Source organism: Actinoplanes sp. CA-252034, assembly GCF_050956125.1.
Taxonomy (GTDB): Bacteria; Actinomycetota; Actinomycetes; order Mycobacteriales; family Micromonosporaceae; genus Actinoplanes.
Genome location: NZ_CP191846.1, coordinates 1,567,433 through 1,588,219, shown reverse-complemented (window position 1 = coordinate 1,588,219; position 20,787 = coordinate 1,567,433). Strand labels below are relative to the sequence as shown.

The 20,787-nt window shown below is 72.2% G+C and carries 18 protein-coding genes; 9 read left to right on the top strand and 9 right to left on the bottom strand.

What is annotated here, in order from left to right:
• Window positions 1-18: 18 nt before the first annotated feature.
• Window positions 19-1,428, top strand: a complete 1,410-nt coding sequence (eccD, locus tag ACQPZW_RS07445) for a type VII secretion integral membrane protein EccD (RefSeq protein ID WP_433794089.1) — start codon at window positions 19-21, stop codon at window positions 1,426-1,428.
• 7 nt (window positions 1,429-1,435) lie between these two features.
• Complete coding sequence (gene eccB / locus ACQPZW_RS07440) at window positions 1,436-2,797, top strand: type VII secretion protein EccB (RefSeq protein ID WP_433794088.1); 1,362 nt, start codon at window positions 1,436-1,438, stop codon at window positions 2,795-2,797.
• A gap of 567 nt (window positions 2,798-3,364) precedes the next feature.
• On the opposite strand, the gene glnA is transcribed toward eccB, so the two are convergent.
• On the bottom strand, window positions 3,365-4,789 hold the full coding sequence (gene glnA / locus ACQPZW_RS07435) for a type I glutamate--ammonia ligase (protein ID WP_433794087.1): 1,425 nt from the start codon (window positions 4,787-4,789) through the stop codon (window positions 3,365-3,367).
• A gap of 190 nt (window positions 4,790-4,979) precedes the next feature.
• Between glnA and ACQPZW_RS07430 the strand changes: the two genes are divergently transcribed.
• Complete coding sequence (locus ACQPZW_RS07430; protein WP_433794086.1) at window positions 4,980-5,354, top strand: RDD family protein; 375 nt, start codon at window positions 4,980-4,982, stop codon at window positions 5,352-5,354.
• Here ACQPZW_RS07430 and ACQPZW_RS07425 read toward each other — a convergent pair.
• Together ACQPZW_RS07425 and ACQPZW_RS07420 are read right to left on the bottom strand one after the other, a co-directional pair.
• Window positions 5,340-7,475 (bottom strand): hypothetical protein, encoded by a 2,136-nt coding sequence (locus ACQPZW_RS07425; protein ID WP_433794085.1) that lies wholly within the window; start codon window positions 7,473-7,475, stop codon window positions 5,340-5,342. The two genes, ACQPZW_RS07430 and ACQPZW_RS07425, sit on opposite strands and share 15 nt — an antisense overlap.
• A gap of 4 nt (window positions 7,476-7,479) precedes the next feature.
• Entirely contained in the window at window positions 7,480-8,460 is a 981-nt protein-coding gene (locus ACQPZW_RS07420) for a hypothetical protein (protein ID WP_433794084.1), read from the bottom strand.
• Window positions 8,461-8,659: 199 nt separating this feature from the next.
• Here ACQPZW_RS07420 and ACQPZW_RS07415 point away from each other — a divergent pair, with 199 nt between their 5' ends.
• The 4 genes from ACQPZW_RS07415 (at window position 8,660) to ACQPZW_RS07400 (ending at window position 11,095) form a co-directional block, all read left to right on the top strand.
• On the top strand, window positions 8,660-9,019 hold the full coding sequence (locus tag ACQPZW_RS07415) for a WXG100 family type VII secretion target (protein WP_433794083.1): 360 nt from the start codon (window positions 8,660-8,662) through the stop codon (window positions 9,017-9,019).
• A gap of 20 nt (window positions 9,020-9,039) precedes the next feature.
• The gene (locus ACQPZW_RS07410) at window positions 9,040-9,324 is read left to right on the top strand and encodes a WXG100 family type VII secretion target (RefSeq protein WP_093610899.1); all 285 of its coding nucleotides are present in this window, start codon (window positions 9,040-9,042) and stop codon (window positions 9,322-9,324) included.
• Between the two features lie 153 nt (window positions 9,325-9,477).
• Window positions 9,478-10,782: a S8 family serine peptidase gene (locus ACQPZW_RS07405; protein WP_433794082.1), complete on the top strand. Its 1,305-nt coding sequence runs from the start codon at window positions 9,478-9,480 to the stop codon at window positions 10,780-10,782.
• A 64-nt stretch (window positions 10,783-10,846) separates the two neighbouring features.
• Window positions 10,847-11,095: a DUF2927 domain-containing protein gene (locus ACQPZW_RS07400; protein ID WP_433794081.1), complete on the top strand. Its 249-nt coding sequence runs from the start codon at window positions 10,847-10,849 to the stop codon at window positions 11,093-11,095.
• Between the two features lie 70 nt (window positions 11,096-11,165).
• On the opposite strand, the gene ACQPZW_RS07395 is transcribed toward ACQPZW_RS07400, so the two are convergent.
• Complete coding sequence (locus tag ACQPZW_RS07395; RefSeq protein ID WP_433794080.1) at window positions 11,166-11,810, bottom strand: YdcF family protein; 645 nt, start codon at window positions 11,808-11,810, stop codon at window positions 11,166-11,168.
• A gap of 125 nt (window positions 11,811-11,935) precedes the next feature.
• Here ACQPZW_RS07395 and ACQPZW_RS07390 point away from each other — a divergent pair, with 125 nt between their 5' ends.
• Window positions 11,936-15,034, top strand: a complete 3,099-nt coding sequence (locus tag ACQPZW_RS07390) for an ATP-binding protein (protein WP_433794079.1) — start codon at window positions 11,936-11,938, stop codon at window positions 15,032-15,034.
• Here ACQPZW_RS07390 and ACQPZW_RS07385 read toward each other — a convergent pair.
• The 5 genes from ACQPZW_RS07385 to ACQPZW_RS07365 form a co-directional block, all read right to left on the bottom strand.
• Window positions 14,960-15,721, bottom strand: coding sequence for an ABC transporter permease (locus ACQPZW_RS07385; protein WP_433794078.1), 762 nt, complete (start codon window positions 15,719-15,721; stop codon window positions 14,960-14,962). The genes ACQPZW_RS07390 and ACQPZW_RS07385 overlap by 75 nt on opposite strands.
• Window positions 15,718-16,653: an ATP-binding cassette domain-containing protein gene (locus tag ACQPZW_RS07380; RefSeq protein WP_433794077.1), complete on the bottom strand. Its 936-nt coding sequence runs from the start codon at window positions 16,651-16,653 to the stop codon at window positions 15,718-15,720. Before ACQPZW_RS07380 ends, ACQPZW_RS07385 begins: the two co-directional genes overlap by 4 nt.
• A gap of 67 nt (window positions 16,654-16,720) precedes the next feature.
• The gene (locus ACQPZW_RS07375; RefSeq protein WP_433794076.1) at window positions 16,721-18,847 is read right to left on the bottom strand and encodes an esterase-like activity of phytase family protein; all 2,127 of its coding nucleotides are present in this window, start codon (window positions 18,845-18,847) and stop codon (window positions 16,721-16,723) included.
• Window positions 18,848-18,856: 9 nt separating this feature from the next.
• Window positions 18,857-20,008 carry a glycosyltransferase 87 family protein gene (locus tag ACQPZW_RS07370; RefSeq protein ID WP_433794075.1) on the bottom strand — a complete coding sequence of 384 codons (1,152 nt, stop codon included), beginning with the start codon at window positions 20,006-20,008 and terminating at the stop codon, window positions 18,857-18,859.
• Between the two features lie 53 nt (window positions 20,009-20,061).
• Window positions 20,062-20,265 (bottom strand): hypothetical protein, encoded by a 204-nt coding sequence (locus tag ACQPZW_RS07365; protein ID WP_433794074.1) that lies wholly within the window; start codon window positions 20,263-20,265, stop codon window positions 20,062-20,064.
• A 67-nt stretch (window positions 20,266-20,332) separates the two neighbouring features.
• On the opposite strand from ACQPZW_RS07365, the gene ACQPZW_RS07360 reads away from it, so the two are divergent.
• The gene (locus ACQPZW_RS07360; protein WP_433794073.1) at window positions 20,333-20,773 is read left to right on the top strand and encodes a MarR family winged helix-turn-helix transcriptional regulator; all 441 of its coding nucleotides are present in this window, start codon (window positions 20,333-20,335) and stop codon (window positions 20,771-20,773) included.
• Window positions 20,774-20,787 lie beyond the last annotated feature (14 nt).

Genomic DNA, 20,787 nt, shown 5'->3' with positions numbered 1-20,787 from the left:
CCTGCTACGTTGTCCACTGTGAGCGCACCCGCAGCGAGCGGGCCCTCGCTGGCCCGGGTGACCATCGCGGCGCCGACCCGCCGTCTCGACCTCGCCCTGCCCGACAACATGCTCGTCGCCGAGTTGCTGCCCCACCTGCTGCGGCACGCCGAGGGCGCCCTGGGCGAGCCGTCCGAGCGTTACGGCGGCTGGGTGCTGCGCCGGGCCACCGGCACCACCCTGGAACCCGGCCGCAATCTGGCCTCGCAGGGTGTGCGCGACGGCGAGTTGCTGCACCTCGACCCGGCCCGGGAGGACTGGCCCGAGCTGGCGTACGACGACGTGGTCGAGGTGATCGCCAGCGGCTCCCGGCGGGCCGGCCGCACCTGGAGTCCCGCCGCCACCCGGCGCTGCGGCTTGGCCGTCACCGCGGGCGCGCTGCTGCTCGGCCTGGCCGGGCTGGCCGGCACCGGCCCCGGCTGGGTGCTGCCCGGCGTGATCGCGCTGGTCGTCGCACTGGCTCTGACGGTCCTCGGCATCCTGCTGTCACGGGCGTTCAAGGACGCGAGCGCGGGCGGGGTGGTCGCGGCGAGCGGCCTGCCGTACGCATTCCTCGGCGGCGCCTGGATCCTCACCGAGCCCGGCGGCGGCTTCCTGAACGTGGGCGCTCCCGGCCTGGTCCTCGGCTCGTCCGCGCTGCTGGTGATCAGTGTCCTCGGGCACGCCGGGGTGGCCGGGCTGACGCGGTTCTTCGTGGCCGGCATCGCGGCCGCCCTCACCGGCCTGCTCGCGGCCACCCTGTCCTTCGCGGGCGTGAGCGGCGCCGGCGCCGCCGCGGTGGCGCTGACCGCGGCGATCGGCCTGCTCCCGGCCTATCCGGTGCTGGCCGGCTGGATCGGCCGGCTGCCCTTCCCCGACCTGCCCAGCAGGGCCGAGGACATCGTCAAGGACCAGCAGACGCCCCGCCGGGCGGACGTGTTCGCGGCCGTGGTCCGGGCGTCCGAGGTGCTCACCGGGTTCATCCTGTCCGCGGCGGTGTGCAGCATCGTGGCGATGACCTGGCTGGCGCTGTCCGGGGCGGGCACGTCGGCCGTACTCCTCATGATCGCGGCGATCGCCGCCCTCCTGCTGCGTGCCCGTCTGCTCCCCACCCCGCAGCAGCGGGTCCCGCTGCTCACCGCGGGCCTGCTCGGCCTGGCCGGCCTGGGCGTCGGCCCGGTCGTCACCGGCGCCGTCTCCGGGGTGGTCCTGGTCGCCCTGGCCGCGCTGGTCACCGCGGTGGCCCTGCCGTCGGCGCTGATCTACAGCCGCAAGGCACCCTCGCCCTATCTGGGGCGGGCCGGCGACATCCTGGACATCATCGCGATCATGGCGTTGATCCCGCTGGCCTGCGCGGTGGCCGGCGTCTTCGACGGTATCCGCGGCCTGTTCGCCTCGATCGGCGGATGAGCCCGCGATGATCTCCCGCCGCGACCAGCTGCAGTCGTACCAGTTCATGAACCAGCGGGTGATCTCGGCGTTCGTGATGCGGGAGACCGACCCGGCCCAGTCGCCGCTGCGCCGGGGCATCGGCGCGCTGTTCGGCGGCCTGATGGTGGCGGTCCTGGTGGCCGCCGGTTTCGGCATCTACGGCCTGCTCACCCGCACCGGCGCCGACCAGTGGCAGCAGGACGGCTCGGTGGTGGTCGAGCGCGAGACCGGCGCCAGCTTCGTCTATCTGCGCAACCGCCTCAACCCGGCACTCAACTTCACGTCGGCGAGACTCGCGTCCGGCCGCCCCAACCCGCCGGTCTTCCGGATCGCCGCGAAATCCCTGGCCGGCACCCCGCGCGGGGTGACCATCGGCATCGCCGGCGCCCCCGCCTCGCTGCCCGACGCCGCCCGCCAGGCCGGCCTACCGTGGGCGATGTGCGCCGTCCCCGGCGACCGCCCGACGTCGATCCTGCTGGTCGGCGCCACCGGCCCGGCCGCCACCGCGCTCGGCGACCGCGCCCTGCTGGTCACCGACGGCACCGCCACCCACCTGATCTGGCAGGGCCGCAAACATCTCATACCGGACCGCACCACCGTGGTCGCCCTGTTCGGCAACCAGTCCCCGCTGCGCATCGGCACCGCCTGGCTCAACGCGCTACCGTCCGGCGCCGACATCGCCCCGCTGACCGTCCGCAACCTGGGCGACCCGTCCGATGCGGCCCCCGGTTTCGACATCGGCGACATCCTGGTCACCGACACCGGCAGCGGCCGCCAGTTCAACCTGGTCCTCGACGACGGCCGGGCCCCGATCACCGCCGTGCAGCAGGTGGTCCTCAGCGCCTCCGCCGACTTCGGCGAACCCCGCAAGGTCGCCGTCGACCAGCTGGCCGACATCCCGGAGAGCCGCACCCGCAACGACGGCGACGCGGCCGTCCGCGGCCCCGACCAGGTCCCCCGCCTGGCCGCCGTCGCCGGCGACGAATCCGCCTGCGCCATCACACGCGACGCCGCAAAACCGCCGGAGCTGACCGTCGGCGGCCCGGCCACGGCCTACAACGCCGCCATCCCCACCACCGGAACCGCCGACCCCGGCCGCCCCCTGGCCGACCGCATCCAGGTCGACGGCGGCCGGTTCGCCCTGGTCCGCGTGCCGGGCTCCGGAAGCTTCACCCTGGTCACCGACGTGGGCCTACGCCACCCCGTCCCGAACGAGGACGCCCTGGCCCGCCTCGGCTACACCCCCGCCCTGGCCGCCGAGATCCCCACCGCTCTGATCAACTCCATCCCCGCAGGCGTGACCCTGGACCCGGCTGCCGCGATCCTCCCGGCCGCAAACCCCGACTGACCCCCTCATCCGGTACGCCACACACCTCCCCAACCGCACCCGTCCGGTCCCGCCCGCGCCCCGCGACGCAGGCCACCCGTCCCGACCGACAGCGCGCCCGCCGGGCTGCGATCCCGCCCTCACCGCACCGAGTCCCGTGCCTGGCATCAGGGTGGCCTGGTCGCTGCTGCGGGTGCGCTATCAACTCGCTGAAGCACCCGACGCCCGGCCGGCGGCGCGGTTCTCCAGGAGACGGCCGTTCTCGAAAAGACGGCCTTCCCTGAACGGGCGCAGGTTCCCCGGACGGGCGCAGGTTCCCTGAACGGGCTCCGGCTCCCTGGGTGTACCGGTCGGCCGCCCCACCGAAGGGCGCCACACCCACCCTGACCACCGATCGGGTGCGCCTCCCCCGCCGGCCGAGCGGCCCGGCGGACGGCCGGTACCAGGACCGACCGCCCCTCCAGCGATCGACACTCGGCTCGGCGGACGCGAAACGGCGGCCACCCCGGCTGAAAGCCGAGCGTGACCGCCGTTCCCTAGATGCCGCCCGAAGCGCGAAGGATGCCGCCCGAAGCGCGAACCCGCACGTCAGACGTTGTAGTACATCTCGAACTCGTGCGGGGTCGGGCGAAGCCGGACCGGGTCGATCTCGTTGGTGCGCTTGTAGTCGATCCACGTGCTGATCAGGTCGTCGGTGAAGACTCCGCCGGCGGTCAGGAACTCGTGGTCGCCCTCGAGCGAGTTGAGCACCGCGTCGAGCGAGCCCGGCACCTGCTTGACGTCGCCCCACTCCTCCGGGGGCAGGTCGTACAGGTCCTTGTCGATCGGGGCCGGGGGCTCGATCTTGTTCTTGATGCCGTCGAGGCCGGCCATCATCTGGGCCGAGAACGCCAGGTACGGGTTCGACGACGGGTCCGGGACGCGGAACTCGATGCGCTTGGCCTTCGGGTTGCTGCCGGTCACCGGGATGCGGGTGCAGGCGGACCGGTTGCGCTGCGAGTAGACCAGGTTGACCGGGGCCTCGTAGCCGGGCACGAGGCGCCGGTACGAGTTGACGGTCGGGTTGGTGAACGCGAGCAGCGACGGCGCGTGGTGCAGCAGGCCGCCGATGTACCAGCGGGCCATGTCGGACAGGCCGGCGTAACCGGTCTCGTCGTAGAACAGCGGCTCGCCGTTCAGCCACAGGCTCTGGTGGGTGTGCATGCCGGAGCCGTTGTCACCGAAGAGCGGCTTCGGCATGAACGTCGCGGTCTTGCGGTGCTCCCACGCGGTGTTCTTGATGATGTACTTGAACAGCTGCATCTGGTCGCCGGCGTGCAGCAGCGTCGAGAACTTGTAGTTGATCTCGGCCTGGCCCGCGGTGCCGACCTCGTGGTGCGAGCGCTCGACGGTGAAGCCGGTGTCGATGAGCCGGCGGACCATGGCGTCCCGCAGGTCGCTGTAGTGGTCGACCGGGGAGACCGGGAAGTAGCCGCCCTTGAAGGCGGTCTTGAAGCCCTTGTTGCCGCCCTCCTCCTCGCGGCCGGAGTTCCAGGCGCCCTCGATCGAGTCGATGTAGTAGAACGACTGGTGCGCGGACGTCTCGTGGCGGATCGAGTCGAAGATGTAGAACTCGGCCTCGGCACCGAAGTAGGCGGTGTCGGCGATGCCGCTGGCCGCCAGGTACGCCTCGGCCTTCTTGGCCACGTTCCGCGGGTCACGCGAGTACGCCTCGCGCGTGAACGGGTCGTGGATGAAGAAGTTGAGGGCCAGCGTCTTCTGGATCCGGAACGGGTCGATGAAGGCGGTGGCGACGTCCGGCAGAAGCATCATGTCGGACTCGTGGATGGCCTGGAATCCGCGGATCGACGATCCGTCGAAGGCGAGGCCGTCGGTGGCGACACTGTCGTCGAACGACTCGACCGGGATGTTGAAGTGCTGCATCACACCCGGGAGGTCACAGAAACGTACGTCGACGAACTTGACGTCCTCGTCTTTGAGGTATCGCAGGAGTTCCTCGGGATTGGCGAACACACGTCCTCCTGGCACAGTTTTCCGATGCCGGGCGGCAGCAGCCGCCACCTGGCAGGGCTGGTCGCGACGTTATGGGTCCGGAGTTGCCCCGGCGTATCCCTATTGTTTCCGCCGTGTTACGTAGTGCGAGGAGCAGGCACGGCGACAGCGCGAGCGGTCCATCGGACCATATCGCGTAGCCTCGGCACCCGTGGTTGCTTTGAACGAGGCCGCCGGGCTCGGCCCGCGGCTCGGCGCGCTCGTGATCGACTGGGTGCTCTGTCTGCTGATCGCGAGTCTCTATGCGACTCCGGCCGAGAAGGCGTGGCCCGCGGTGCTCGTCCTGGTTCTCGCCAACACCTTCTTCCTCGGGTTGTTCGGCCAGACGCCCGGCATGCGGCTGCTCCGGGTCCGCTGTGTCTCCTATCCGGACGGCGGTGCCATCGGCCTCGGCCGCGGACTGTTGCGGGCCGCGCTGCTCGGCCTGTTCGTCCCGGCGATCATCCTGAACAGCCAGGGCCGGGGCCTGCACGACCGCGCGGCCGGGTCGATGGTGGTCTCGGTACCCCGGTCACCGGCCGCGTAACGCACGGCCGATGTCCTCCTCCGGGTAGTCGTCGCCGCGTCCGGCTATCACACCGCCGCCGGGCGTCCGTACCCCGAATGGTTGATCGCCGCCGACCGGATCGCCGCCGCCGCGCCGTTTTCCCAGCTCCGGCGCGACCGTGCCCGGCCGGTTCGGCTCCGCGGCGTCGTCGGTCCGGGTGGCCGCGCGGCTGCGCAGACCCCACGGGCCACCGTCCGGGCGGGCGCGTTCCGGAGCGTCGACGACACCGTCGCCGGCTCGCTTGCGGGCCTCCTCGGCGCCGAACATGTCCGACCAGGCCGTCGTCCCGCGAGGGGCGCGCTGCGGGCGCCAGGGCGGAGGCGCGGCCGGCGAGGTGGGCCGGTTCAGGACCGGCGGCGCGGTGCCGCCGGGCCGCGCGGTGGCGGGGGTCCGGATCTCCGCGGCACTTCCGGGCCGCGTCCCACGATCTTCGACCGGATTCTTGAGTACGGGCGGAGCGGCCGGAGTGGGCGGCGGGCCGAACGTGGTCGTCCCCGGTGGGCGGCCGGGTCCCCCGGGACGCCCCCGCTCGGCGGGCCGTCCGGTGGAGGGCGGCGGCGCGGTGACGCCGGGTGTGTTCCGCGCCGGCGGCGGAGTCGGCGCGCCGGGCCTGGCACTCCGGTCGCCGGGCCGTCCGGTGACGGGCGGCGGGGTCACACCAGGCGCGGCCCGCCCCGGCCGTCCGGTGACCGGCGGCGGGGTCACACCGGGCGCGGCGCGTCCCGGCCGCCCGGTCGCCGGGGGCGGCGTGGCACCCGGAGTTGTCCGGGTGGGTCGCTGCCCGCCGGGCCGTCCGGTCGGCGCGGGGACGACCGCCGGGCCGGTGCGCCGGATCTCCCGGCCGCCACCGGGAGGGATCACGGGCGCGGCCGGACCCGACGGCCGCCGGATCGTGCGCCCGGGCGGCAGCCCGCCGGGCGGAACCACCACGTTGGGCCCGCCGCCGGGCCGCCCGATCTGCGACGGGAGACCGGGCCGCACGCCACCGGGCACGATCACCGACGGCCCACCGGTGCCCGGCGGCAGAGTCGCCGGCGGAAGCGTCGCGGGCGGAAGCGTCGCGGGCGGAAGCGTGCCCGGCACCGGAAGCGGCTGCGCCCCCGGCGGCAACGTCAGCGGCGGAGGGACGGCACCCGGCGGCAGGGCACCACCGGGCTGCGGCAACGCGACGCCGGGCGGCAGGCTTCCGGGCGGCGTGACACCGGGCGGCAGAGATCCGGGGGTACGACCCCGGCGGGCGGAACCGGCACACCCGGAGGCAGCAGCCCCTGGGGCGGGTTCTGGCCGGGCAACTCGACCCCGGCGGTGTGCTCCCGGCCGGCGGCACGGGCAGCGACGGAGCAAACCGCCCCGGACCGCCGAGCCCGCCCGGCCCCCGAACCCGGGTGCTCCCGCCGGCCGGGTGAGCACCGCGTTCATCGGCTGCACCGGCGGCCCGGACCCGTTGGACAGCACCGCGATGTAGTCGAAGAACTGGTCGCCGTAGTGCTGGGCCAGCCGCTGCGCCTCGATCCGGTACCGGTCGCGGACCTTCGCCTGCTCCTCGGAGACGAACTCCTGCGCCGCGGCGTCCCAGCCCTGGCCCTCGGTCACCCAGGCCTCGAGGTTCTCCAGGAAGCTGACGTCGGTCGCGCCCTGCATCTCCCGCTGGTAGTCGGTCTCCAGCCGGGCCATCGCGTACCGGGCCTCGGTGGTGACGTTGACCAGATGCCGCAGCGCGGTGACGTTCTGCTGGGCGGCGTCCATCCACACGTCGAGGTAGGCGAGCGTCTCGCCCGGCCCCATCTTCAGGAACGCGTCCCGGGCGGCCGGTGACTGCCACGACTCGTCGCGGAGCACGTCGCTCTGCTTCACCAGGAAGCCGCGCACGTCGGCCAGGAACGCCCACGTGTTCTGCCACTGGTCGGCGAGCGCCGCCATCTCCTCCGGGTGCATGTTCCGGATCCGTACCGAGATCTGCTCGACGGTGTCCGGGTTGCCCGGGCCGGGTGGCGCCGTGAACGGCAGTGTCGACGGCGGGTAGCTGCCGTAGTGCGTCTGCCCGCTGTACGGGCTGTACCCGTAGTTCGGGTCGGCGGTGAAACCGTAGTGGCCGGCCATCGTCTCAGCCGATCGCCTGGTGGCGGCCGCCGCTGGTGGCGGCGCCGGTCACGATCCGGTTCTTCTCCACGAGCTCGCCCTTCTCGTTGCGTTCGGACACGATCTCGACCTGCTCGCGGGTCGCCGGGTCGGTGCTCTCGACCGTCCGGTGCACGGTCTCGCCCGCGCCGTCGCGGACCTCGGTGCTGCGGCCGACGACCTGTTCGCCGTCGAGCTCGGTACGGGTCTCGGTCGTACCGGTCGGCTTGCCGTCCGCGCCGAAGCTCTCCCGCACGGTGATCTCGGCGCTCCCGTCGACCCGCGTCGACGTGCGGGTGGTCACCGACGACGCCGTCTCGCCGTTGCTGCCGAAGATCGTGGTCGTGACCGTCGTCGCTCCGCCCGGCGGCGTGAACGTCATGACCTCACGGCGCTCCCCGTTCGGCCCGGTCGCCGTCTCCATCGTCTGGTAGGCGGAGAGCGGCGTGTTCGCGGTCACCGTCCAGTCGCGACTGTCCGCGGCCGGGGGCAGCGCGGCCAGCCCCGCCTGCTGGTCGCGATACGTGACGCCGGCTCCCGGGGGCAGCCCTTCGGGACGTGGGGCGTTCGGGTCGCCGTACGCGAAGAGGACGTCGTTGAGGGAGGCGGCGCTGACCGCGTCGCCGGAGCCGTAGCTGTCGGCGACCGTGCGTGCCGCGCTGCCGATGTTCCCGACCGACTCGGCCAGCTTCTGCAGGTAGACGGTCAGCTCACCGGCGTTCGCGACCAGGCGGGCCCGGACCGCGTCCGCCTCGCCCAGCACCTCACCGGTGAACGCCTGCCCGGGGATCTCGCCGAGCGGCCGCAGATACGCCGCGCGGGACACGATGTCGGCCTGCCGGCCGGCCAGAGAGGTCGCGTACGCCCGGAGCCCGTCCAGGTCGACGTCGACCGCCGGGCCGCCGGTCGGCCACGGCGTGCTCGTGTTCTTCGCGGTCTGCTCCGCGTAGGGATTGTCTGCCGCCATCACGCCCTCCCCGTCGATATGCCACCGCAATCGATCAATTGATTGTGGTGACGCTGGAGAGTACGCGCGGACCCCGGATCAGGTTCGACGAGATTCTTTTGAAAAAGCTCGAACCGGCCCGGGACGGGTGGCGTACGGAGAGGCATAACCCACTGGCGGACCGAACCGGAACGCCGGACACGAGAATCGGGGAGAGATCGTGGCAGGAACGCCGGGCATGGGTCAGGTCCATGCCACACAGGAACAGCTCAACTCCATGGCGACCCGGTGCTCCGACACCGGTCAGAACATCTCGCGGGGCATGACCCAGCTGCTCGGCCAGATCCAGGGACTCAGCGGCGGCGCCTTCGCCGGAACCGCGAACAACGCCCTTCAGGATGTCTCGGCGCAGCTCAACGACGGTCTGAGCAAGATCATGCAGGCGCTGGACGAGCTCGGCGGCAAGATGTCGGCAGCTTCGCAGACGTACGGCGTCAACGACGACGAGGCCGCGCAGGCCATCCGTGGCGCCGCTACCGGTGGTGGCGACAGCGCCGTTCTCAGTGCCCTTCGCGGCTGACCCGGATCGGAGCCAGAATCATGAACATCACCTACAACTTCGGACAGATCGCCGACACGTCGGCCTCCATCAACAGCTTCCAGGGCCAGATGGACCAGCAGCTCAACGACCTGTACACCGCTTTCACCCAGCTCTTCGCCCAGGACTGGACCGGCGCCGCCGGCACCGCCTGCGACGAGGCCCGGCAGAAGTGGAACCAGGGTGCCACCGAGATCAAGCAGGCCCTGGCCAGTGTCGGCGTGAAGCTCGGCGCCTCGGCCGAGCGGATGCAGCAGGTGGACGCGCAGATCGCCGCCAACATGTGACCATTCCTCTCCGCCCCGATCGGCCGCCGGAATTCCACCGGCGGCCGATCCCTGTCGATCATCAATGGCAAATGCGCGCGATTTTCAGAAGGCGCACAAGAACCGTTCCGGCGGGCGCGTGAATATCCGCTCCGATGACGGAGGATTCGTGACATGAGAACCGCGGCGAGTCCTCTGTTTCCGATCATCGCCACGTTTTCGGCCGTCGTCGCCCTGCTCGCCGCCCCGGCCTTCGCCGCCCCGGCCTTCGCTAACCCGGGCTTCGCCGCCCCGGGCTTCGCGGCGCCGGGGCAGGATTGTGCTCAGCCGGGGCAGGATCGGGTCGACGGGTCGTGGGCTCGCGTCATGCTTCAGGCCGACGCGGTCCGGGCGCTGGAGGACGGCGGTTCGACCCGGGTCGCGGTGCTGTCCACCGGAGTCGACCGCGGGCAGCCGCAACTCGACGACCGTGTCCTCACCGGCGCCGACACCGTCGACAACGCGGGCGGCGCCGACCAGGACTGCACCGGGACCGGGACACAGGTGGCCGGTGTGGTCGGTGGCCGCCCGGACGGCGGGGACGGCGACGCCGCCGGGCTCTCGCCGGGCGCCACGATCCTCCCGGTACGGGTGATGCCCGACGACCCGGCCGGCTCCGAGCCCACGGCCGGCACCCTGGCCCGCGGCATCCTGACCGCCGTGCAGAACGACGCCGACGTGGTGGTCGTGGCCGCCCCGGTCTACCAGGACGACCCGACCCTGGAGTCGGCCGTCGAGACCGCCCTGGCCCAGGACGTCGTCATCGTCGCCGCAGCCGGGGACCGCGGCTCCCGGGACGACGGCAACCCCGCCCCGTACCCCGCCTCCTATCCCGGCGTCATCGGTGTCGGCGCCATCGACGAGAACGGCCGGATCGGGCCGGGATCCCAGTTCGGGGCGTACGTCGACCTGGTCGCCCCCGGAGTCGCGGTGCCCACCCTCCAGACCGGCCGGGGCGTGGTCGAGGCCGGCGGCACCGCGATCGCCGCCGGGTTCGTGGGAGCGGCGGCCGCCCTGCTCCGGTCCCGGACCCCGGATCTGCCGCCGGCCGAGGTGACCCGCCGCCTGATCGCGACCGCCAGCCCCGCGCCCACCGGCCCGGCCTTCGGCGCCGGCGTCGTCAATCCCTACGCCGCCCTGACCGCCCGGGTGGTCGACACGGACGCCCGCGACCTGCCCGCCCTCGAGCCGGCCGCCGCCCCCGACGACACCGCCGAGTCACGCCGCCGAGCCATCGCCGTGAGCGTCGCCGTGGCCGCGGTCGCCCTGGTCGTGGCCCTGCTGCTGGTCGCCGCCGCGGTCCGTCGGAGCCGCCGCCGGACATGGCGCCCCGGCCTCTCCCCGCGGCTCCACACCCCACCCGAGCCCCTCGAGCCGGGCCCGCCGGTTATGCTCCTGGACAGCCCGCACCCGGCCCCCACTCCCGCGCGCCGCCCCTGACCGCGAGCTGCTCACCGCCCCCTCGATCTCCTTCTCCGGGACCGGGGTCGTCACCGACGGGACGGTGCTGATCCGGTCGACGGGGATCAGCGAGAGCATGCGCTGTCACCTGATCCGGGAGGAGCTGACCCAGAGCATGGGCATGCTGCAGGACTCCCGCAAGTACCGGGACAGCATCTTCCAGGCCGACTACGGACGGGCGACCGTCAGATGCTCGGCGATCGACAAGGAGGTGATCCGCCTGCTGTACAGGGGGACCGTGTTTCGGGGCCAGGACCGCAAGACGATCCGGAACGCGGTCACCGTTCGCTGAGAGTCGACGTCAGCCGTGTGCCACAGGGTGGATGCGACGGCTGTCGGTCGTCCACCGGCGCGGCCGCGGGTCAGTGGTAGGAGCGTTTGCCGAGGAGTCCGGCCAGCTGCCAGAGGCGTTCGGATCGGCGGGTGGCCGTCGCCACGGCGGCGGCCGGGTCGGCGGGCAGGGCGGCGGCGATCAGGCGGCTGATCGGGGTGGCCAAGGGGTTCTCGCGGGGCGCGCCGCCGGGGACGACGACGCCCAGGTAGGGGCGGCGGAGCGTGTGCGGGGCGATGATCGCGAGGATGCGGCGCAGGTGGCCACGATGGGTGACGACCGCGACGGGGCGGTCGTCGCCGAAGTGGCCCTCGTGTTCGCTGCGGAGCAGGTTGGTGACGGTGTCGATGGAGTGCCGTTCGACGCGGAGGGCTGACGGGTCGGCGCCGGCGGACAGCAGCCAGGCGTGCATCAGGTCGGCCTCCGGAAGCCCCTGGAAGGTCTCCCCGGCCAGGGCGACGGCGGGGCCCTTGCGGTCGGCCGGCGACTTGTAGCCCGAGCAGACGATGACCCCGCGTTGCAGCGTCGTGTGCAGGGCGAGGGCGGTCCGGCAGCGATCGGCGCCACCGGGCGTGAGGGCGGAACCGTCGTGGTTGCGGCCGTGGCCGGGCACCAGGATGTGCGCGACCCGATCGAGTGTCAGGCCGGGCGTTCCGGGCAGCACCTCGAAGTCCACAAGATCCAGTTTGCCAGTGATGCCGTGAAGGGCGCCCCTACCACGAGGCGCGAGGCCGGGACCGCAGCCGCGGACACCGCAGCCGGGCTGTCTGCGGGGTGCGTGCGGACGGCAGAATCGACCGGGTGGAGATCGCGGTGCTCGGGCCGGTCGAGGTCCGGGACAGTGGTGGGGCGCTCCTGCCGGTGGCGGGGGCGCGGCTGCGTACCCTCATGGTCCTGCTCGCCCTGGACGCCAACCGGGAGGTGAGCGCGGACCGGTTGATCGACGGCGTCTGGGGTGACGCGCCGCCCGCGGCCGCGGCGAACGCGTTGCAGGCGCTGGTCTCGCGGTTGCGCCGGGCCGTGCCGGGTCTGGCCGTGGCCGCCACCCCCGCCGGATACCGGCTGGTCACCGATGCGGAGACGGTCGACGCGCACCGGTTCGCGCGGCTGGTCGCGGACGATCCGGCGCGGGCTCTCGATCTGTGGCGCGGTGACCTGGAGTTCCCGGACGTGGCGCGGCCGGAGGCGGTGCGGCTGGAGGGTCTGCGGCTGGCCGCCCGGCGGGCCCGGCTGGCCGCCGAGATGACCCGGCGGGACGTGGTTCCGGAGCTGGAGGCGCTGGTGGCGGCGCATCCGCTGGACGAGCCGCTGGCCGCGCTGCTGGTCCGGGCGCTGCGGGCCGCCGGGAACCGGGGGCGGGCGCTGGAGGCCTTCGAGCAGGCCCGGCGGCGGATCGGTGAGCAGCTGGGGGTGGATCCGTCGGCCGAGCTGGCCGGGCTGCACCTGGAGATCCTGCGGGAGACGGACGGGCCGGAGGGCAACCTGCCGGCCGAGCTGAGCAGCTTCGTCGGCCGGGCGGCCGACATCCGCGCGGTGCGCGACCTGCTCGGCGAGCACCGGCTGGTCACTCTGACCGGTCCGGGCGGCAGCGGCAAGACGAGGCTGTCGGTCGAGGTGGGCGGTGCGGTTCCGGGTGCGGTGTGGCGGGTGGAGCTCGCTCCGGTACGGGACCCGGCCGAACTACCGCAGACGATCCTGTCCGCGCTGCGCCTGGGTGGCCCCGCGTTGCGCCGGGTGGAGCCGGCCACTCCGCTGGCCCGGCTGCGCGACGCTCTGGCCGGCCGCGACATGCTGCTCGTGCTGGACAACTGCGAGCACCTGATCGAGGCCGCCGCCGAGGTGGCCGACGTGCTGCTGCGGGCCGCGCCGAGGCTGCGGCTGCTGACGACGAGCCGGGAGCCGCTGGGCATCACCGGCGAGCGGCTGTTCCCGGTGGAGCCGTTGGCCCTGCCCCCGGCCGACGCGGATCCGGCGGCGGCCGCCGCGTCCCCGGCCGTCCAGCTGCTCCTCGACCGGACCTCCGGTCTCACGCTGACCGGCGACAACACCGGGCCGGTTATCCGGATCTGCCGCGCCCTGGACGGCATGCCGCTGGCCATCGAGCTCGCGGCGGCCCGGCTGCGCACCCTGCCGGCGGCGGTGCTCGCCGACCGGCTGGCCGACCGGTTCCGGCTGCTGACCGGCGGCAGCCGCACCGCGCTCCCCCGGCACCGGACGCTACGGGCGGTCGTCGACTGGAGCTGGGATCTGCTGTCCACCGACGAGCGGCGGGTGTGGCGGCGGCTGGCGACACTGCCCGGCGGCGCCGACGTGACGGCGGTCGAGCGGATCTGCGGCCCCGACCTGGATCCACCGGCCGCCCTGGTCGACAAGTCGCTGCTGGTCCTGGGCCAGGACGGGCGTTACCGGATGCTGGAGACGATCCGGGAGTACGGGCTGGAGCGGCTGGCCGAGGCGGGTGAGGCGGAAGCGGTACGGCGTACCCTCATCGCGTATCTGATCGATCTGGCCCGGGAGGCCGAGCCGCATCTGCGCCGCGCCGACCAGCTGGTCTGGCTGCATCGACTCAGCGCCGAGCACGACAATCTGCACGCCGCGGTCCGGGACGCGATCGAGTCGGGTGACCGGGCCAACGCGGTGACCCTGGCGGCGAACCTGGGCTGGTACTGGTGGCTGAACGGGCACCGGACCGAGGGCGCCCGGCTCTGCTCCGAGGTGATCGCCCTGCCCGGCCCGGCGGATCAGGCCGATCTGGCGCTGGTGCACGTGTTCGCCGCGCTCAACGGCGTCGAGGGTCCGATGGAGTTCGACGAGGTGAAGGTCCTCTTCCGGGCGGCGGAGCGACTGGCCGGCGGAGTGCAGCACAGGCATCCGGCGCTGCGGCTGCTCAGCCCACTGGCGGCGATCTATTCGCAGAGCCCGGAGGCGGCGCAGTACGGCGGCGCCGAGCAGCTCGCCGACGATCCGGATCCGTGGCTGCGGGCCATCTCGCGGATGCTGATCGGCCAGGTCCGTCTCAACCTGGGCGAGCCGGCGGAGGCGGCCGAGGCGGATCTGCGGGACGCGCTCGCCGGGTTCCGCGCGGTCGGGGACCGGTGGGGTGTCGGTTTCACGCTGAGCTCGCTGGCCGACCTGACCGCGGCGCGGGGTGACTTCCCGCAGGCACTGGCCTGGCAGCGGGAGGCGATGGCCCTGCTGGAGGAGGTGGGCATGCGGGAGGATCTGCCGCAGCTCGCCGTGAAGACGGCCCATCAGGTGTGGCTGAGCGGCGAGCCGGAGGAGGCACGCCGGCTGTTGAAACGGGCCCGGGAGTTCGCCCGCGAGGTCGGCATCCCGGAGGTGATGGCGTCGGTGCACCACTGTCACGCGGTGATCGCCCTGGCCGAGGGCGACCTGGACGCGGCGCGCGAGCACAACGCGACGGCGGTCCGGCTGATCGACAACTCGACGTTCGCGCCACAGTTCCGGGCGATGGCGTACAGCACGGGCGCCCTGATCGAGGGCGCCGCCGGGGATCTGGTGCAGGCGCGGGCGTGCCACCGGACGGCGATCCGGATCGCGGTGGACTCGAACGACTCGCCGGTGGTCGCCCAGGTGGTGGCCGGGATCGCGGATCTGGCACTGCGGGAGGGCGATCCGGGCCGGGCCGCTCTTCTGCTGGGTGCGGCGGACGCGGTGCGCGGCTCCCGGGACCGGACGGTCGAGCAGGCGGAAAGGACCTTCCGCGAGACCCGCGCCGCACTGGGCGACGCGGGCTTCGATGCGGCGTACCGACGCGGTGCCGGGGTGACCCTGGCGACCGCTCTCGAGGCGGCCGGGCTGGAGTCAGATCCGGCGCCGGAAGGCCCGGACCGAGAGCGGGGCGAAGACCACCAGGAAGCCGGCGGCCCAGAGCAGTGACTGCGTGACCGGGCCGGCGACCGGGCCGCCGCTGAGCAGCCCACGGGCCGCGTCGGCCAGGATGCTCGTCGGGTTGACCTCGGCGAAGGAGCGCAGCCAGCCCGGCATGGTGTCCGGGTCGACGAACACGCCGCTCGCGAAGGTGATCGGGAAGAGCAGCACGAACCCGAAGATCTGCACCTTCTCCGGCGCGCTCACCAGCATCGCCACCAGCACCGACATCCACGACGCGGCGAAGGCGAACCCGAGCAGCAGGGCGAACGCGGCGAGCACCTGCACCGGGCCGGTCTCGATCCGGAAGCCGAGGACCATGCCGAGTACGAGCAGCAGCGCGACCGCCCACGCCTGCTTGATCACGTCGGCGACGATCCGGCCGGCCAGCGGCGAGAACCGGGCGATCGGCAGGGACCGCAGCCGGTCGAAGACGCCCTTGCTGATGTCGGTGTTCAGGCCGACACCGGTGTTCAGGGTGGCGAAGAGCAGGTTCTGCACGATGATGCCGGGTAGCGCGTAGGTCAGGTACTCCCCCGGCGTGTCGGCGATCGCACCGCCGAACACGTAGGTGAAGAGCAGCAGGAACATGATCGGCTGCACGCTGAAGTCGAACAGCTCGAACGGGTTGTGCTTGATCTGCACCAGCGTCCGCCAGGCCAGCGTGGCGGTGTTGCGGAGCGCCATCGTGGTCATGCGTGACCTCCCGTCAGGCTGAGGAAGACCTCGTCGAGGCTGGGGCTGCGCAGGGCCAGCTCGGCCACGGTCAGGCCGTGCTCGTCGAGGTCACGGACCAGTTCGGCGAGCGCGCCGGGGTCGCTGACCGGGGCGGTGACGACCTCGCCGGCCACATCGACCGGCCCGGTGGCGACCCGGCCGACCGCCTCGCGGATCCGGTCGAGCTCGTCGGCGAAGGAGGGCCGGACGGTGACGGTCTGCGCGCCGGTACGGGCCTTGAGCTGGGCCGGGGTGCCGGTGGCGATGACCCGGCCGTGGTCGATCACGACGATCTCGGCGGCCAGCTGGTCGGCCTCGTCCAGATACTGGGTGGTCAGCAGGACCGTGGTGCCGTCGGCGACCAGGCCGCGGACGATGTCCCACACCTCGTTGCGGCTGCGCGGGTCGAGGCCGGTGGTGGGCTCGTCCAGGTAGAGCACCCGCGGGGCGCCGACCAGGCTGGCGGCCAGGTCGAGGCGGCGGCGCATGCCACCGGAGTACTTCCCGGCGGCCCGTTTCGCGGCCTCCGTGAGGTCGAAGCGTTCCAGCAGTTCGCGGGCCCGGGCGCGGGCGTCCCGGCGGGACAGGCCGAGCAGCCGGCCGATCATGAGGAGGTTCTCGGTGCCGTTCAGGGTCTCGTCGACCGAGGCGTACTGGCCGGTCAGCCCGATCAGCCCGCGGACCTCGTGCGGCTGCCGGACCACGTCGAAGCCGCCGACCGCGGCGTGCCCGGCGTCCAGGCGGATCAGGGTGGCCAGGACCCGGACGGCGGTGGTCTTCCCGGCCCCGTTCGGCCCCAGCAGACCGAGGACCGTGCCCGGGCGCACGGCCAGGTCGACGCCGTCCAGGGCGGTGGTGTCGCCGAAGCGTTTCACCAGCCCCTCGGCGTGGATCGCATAGGTGGTGTCCATGCCGGACACCGTGCTCCCGGGTCCTGACATGGCGCTGATACGACGATCAGCGCCATGTCAGGTCACGTCAGAGCAGACGGCCCAGGTCCAGGAAGACCGTCTCGCCGGTGCTGTCGTCGAGGCCGTCGTTGTCGGTGACGGCGTAGGTGCGGCCGTTCCCGGCGACGGCGAGGCCCTCGACCTTGTCCTGCACCCAGCCGCCGTCCGCCCTCAGCAGCGGCAGCAGGTCCTTGACCAGCTTCTTCGTCACGGTCGGGGTGCCGGTCCAGGTGGCCGGCACGTCGAACGTGTAGATCCGCTTGATAGCGGCGAGGGTGCCGCGCTGGTTGTCGCGCTCGATCACGGCGAACGTGTCCCTGTCGACGGCGACCAGCTCGGACAGGCCGACCCAGCCGGTGGGCGCGGTCTCGAGCGGGTAGAGCAGCCACGACCAGGTCTTGCCGACCGTGTCGTAGCGGCCGATCCGTGCGGTGTTCGCCGGGTCGCCCTTGATCGGGCGCTGGACGGCCACCCACACCGATCCGGCGACCTCGGCGATGCCCTCCAGGCCGTTGGCGGTGATCGCGGCCGCCACGTCGGCGGAGAGCGGGATCTCCTCCTGTACCTGGGCGCGCGCGTTCAGGCGTACCAGAAGATTGGGCTCTTTGCCCGCGCCGGTGCCCTCGACGGCCAGCCAGTAACCGCCTGCCTTGCGCACGACGAGTCCCTCGACGTCGTAGCCCACCGGCTCTCCGTCCTTGGTGACGGTCAGCTCGCTGTCGATGACACCGCCGGTGACGAGACCGAGGATGCGGGTCGGCGAGTAGACGGCGTCGGTGACGCTCGCGAGCCGGTCTCTGCGCCCGGGAACCGCCGAGAGCGCGGAGAGGGCGCCCCACGGGATGTCGTTCTTCGACACGATCTGCTCGTTGCGCGACTCGCCGAAGCCGTAGACCTGGATGCTGCCGCGGATGCCGATCGAGGCGTCCTCCTCCTCGGAGGAGACGACGAGCAGGTTGCGCGACGGGACGGCGACGACGCCCTCGGGGGCGTTGGTGGTCGCCAGGAGCTGCTTGAACTTCGGCTTGGCCGGGTTCGACACGTCGTAGACGGCGGTGAAGTTGCCGCGCTCGGAGTTGACGAAGACGTAGGGCGTCCGGTCGAGGACGGCGAACGCGACGTTCTCGGCCTCGATGCCCTTGGCATCGGAGCGCTTGTCCGGGTATTGGCCGTGGGCGACGGCGATGTGCTCGAGGCTGTTGCCGGCGTCCCAGACGACCTTGCCGGTCTTCTTGCTGAAGATCGACCAGCCGCGGGAGCCGCCCTCGTAGTCACCCTCGTTGGCGGTGGCGAACAGGTCGTCGTCGATCCAGGCGACGCCGTCCGGCTCGCGCTTGGCGGTGATCGTCCCGGTCAACTCGATCTTGTCGTCATCGAGCGTGTCAATGGCATCGACCTGCACGGAGCCGGCGTCGATGCTTCTGATGACCTTCCCGGTCTTCAGGTCGACCACGACGAGATGGTTGTTCTCCTGGAGCGAGACGACGGCCTCGTCACGGGAGTTGATGCTGACGTACTCGGGCTCCGGGTCGGTCGGCGCCACTGTCGACAATCCGGACAGGTTGATCTTTGTCGCTTTCCACGTGCGAGTGTCGATCACGCTGAGCCAGCCGGCCGGGGCCTGCGGGATCGCGCCGTCGTCGACGTCCTCGTCGCGCTCGTTCTCGATGGCGACGGCGATGTAGCGGCCGCTCGGCGCGACGGCGACCGAGTCCGGCTGGCCGCCGAGATCGATCTCCCTCTTCACCGCGCGGGACGCGGAGTCGATCACGACGAGCTTGCCGGACGGCTCGGTGAAGCTGGTGCGGGTGTTCACGCCGGCGAGCAGCAGGCGGCCCAGGTGGGCGACCGAGGTGGGTTCGCCGCCGACGGCCAGGGTGCCGGCCGGCTTCGGCGCCGACGGGTTGCTGATGTCGACGAAGCCGAGGCGCCTGCCCGGACTGTCGGTGTAGACGACCGTGCGGCCGTCCTCGGTGACGGTGGAGATCTCGGCTGCCGCGGTGTCGTCGATCGACGAGTTCAAGTAGGCCGGAAAGGTGGAGAGCCGGCGGAATTCTTCGGAACGGCCGTGCGCGGCCGCCGCGGTGGGCACTGCGCCCACCGCGGCCAGGGCTACGACGGAGACGACCGCCGAGGTGGTACGGCGTAGAGACATGCGCTCTGCCTACGCGTTGATCTTGACCGGCTCGTGGACGTCAGACGAACGACGGGTGCCGACGGGTGTCCAGAGCAGCAGAGCCAGTCCGAACCAGACATAGATGTTGGCACCGAGCAGCTCCATCGGCGGGATGGGCGGCTTCTCCCACAGCCACGTGATGTGCGAGGTCATCAGCAGATACGCCGCCGCGCCGAGGGCGAACCGGGCCCGGTCGGAGTCGAACAGGAACAGGCACCGCACCAGTGCCGGGATCACCCACACCCAGTGGTGGATCCAGGTGACCGGGCTGAGCAGGCAGCCCAGGATGCCGGTCAGCGCGAGCCCGCCGACCACGTCCTCCGGCGCCCGCGCCACCCGCCACACCCACAGCGCCAGGGTCACCAGCACGCACGCCAGCCACACCTTCGACTCGACGGTCTCGATGTGCAGCCGCGCCACGAAACCGCGCAGGGACTGGTTGGACACGATGTGCAGCACGCCCACCCGGTTGGTGTCCCACAGCGCCGACGTCCAGAACTCCCGGGACTCGTCCGGGAAGACAGCCCCGGCCAGCAGGGTGACGCCGGTGGCCGTGCCGACCGCGGTGCCCAGGGCCCGCCAGCGCCGGGTCACCAGCAGGTAGAGGATGAAGACACCGGGGGTCAGCTTGATCGCGGTGGCCAGGCCGATGCCGACGCCCGCCCACTTGCGGCCCTTGCCCAGGCCGAGCACCATGTCGCCGGCGACCAGGGCCAGCAGCAGAGTGTTGACCTGCCCGAAACTGATCGTCTCCCGGACCGGCTCGAAGGCCAGGGCCAGGCAGAAGGCGACCGCGAAGGCGAAGCCCGTCGGCCAGCCGCGGCGCTGGATCAGCGGACCGGCCAGCCACCACACGAGCAGGCCGGTGGTGATCACCGTCCCGACGGTGGCCAGGATCATCACCATCAGCAGCGGCAACACCGCCATCGGCCACATCACCATGCCGGCGAAGGGCGGATAGGTGAAGCCGTACGGCGTACCGGGACGGAGGAAGTCGTAGACCATGCCGCCGTCGCGGAACCAGTACACGATCGCCCCGTGGTAGACCCGGGAGTCGAAGTACGAGTTCCGGTACACCGCGAGAACGACGAGGCCCACCGCGATCGACGCCAGGCCGATGACCATCGCTTTTCGCTTCATGCGGCACTTTCCACGCCGCCGACCCTATCGTGGCGGATCACCCCGCCCCACGGTCACTGCCGGGCGGCCCGCTCGGCGCGCTTACGCTCCCGCTGCTCGCGGGTGTAGCGCTTGCGATTCTCCAGGTCACGCTTCCACTGCTCGCGGGCGAAGTGGTCGGCTCCGTGGACGGCGCCCCTGGTCTGGGCCGGCCCGATCATCGAACGGAAGAACCAGTCGTCGAACGTCCGGTGGAACCAGGCTTTGAACCTCGACACGACGCCTCCCCGAAAACCGTTGGTGGACTAATCATTTGTACACCAACTGTTGATAGGCTGACCACCGATGAGTGATCCGGTCGACGACCCCCTGGCGCTGGAGCAGCAGGTCTGCTTCGCCCTGTCGGTGGCCGCCCGCGGCGTCGTGGCGATCTACCGCCCCCTGCTCGAGCCGATGGGCCTGACCCACCCGCAATATCTGGTGATGCTCGCCCTCTGGCAGCACGCCCCGCTCTCCGTGCGCCGCCTCAGCGAGCTGCTGCAACTCGACCCGGGCACCCTCTCGCCGCTGCTCAAGCGCCTGGAGGCGATCGGCTACCTGCGACGCGAGCGTGACCCGTCCGACGAGCGCAGCCTGGCGATCACCCTCACCGAGCGGGGCCGGGCGCTGCGGGCCGACGCCGAGCGGATCCCGCCGGCCGTGGTCGAGCGGCTCGGCATGCCGATCGAGGAGCTTCGCCGTGTGCACGAGGCGCTCACCCGGGTGATAGCCGCCGCGACCGGGTGACTCACCGCCGCATC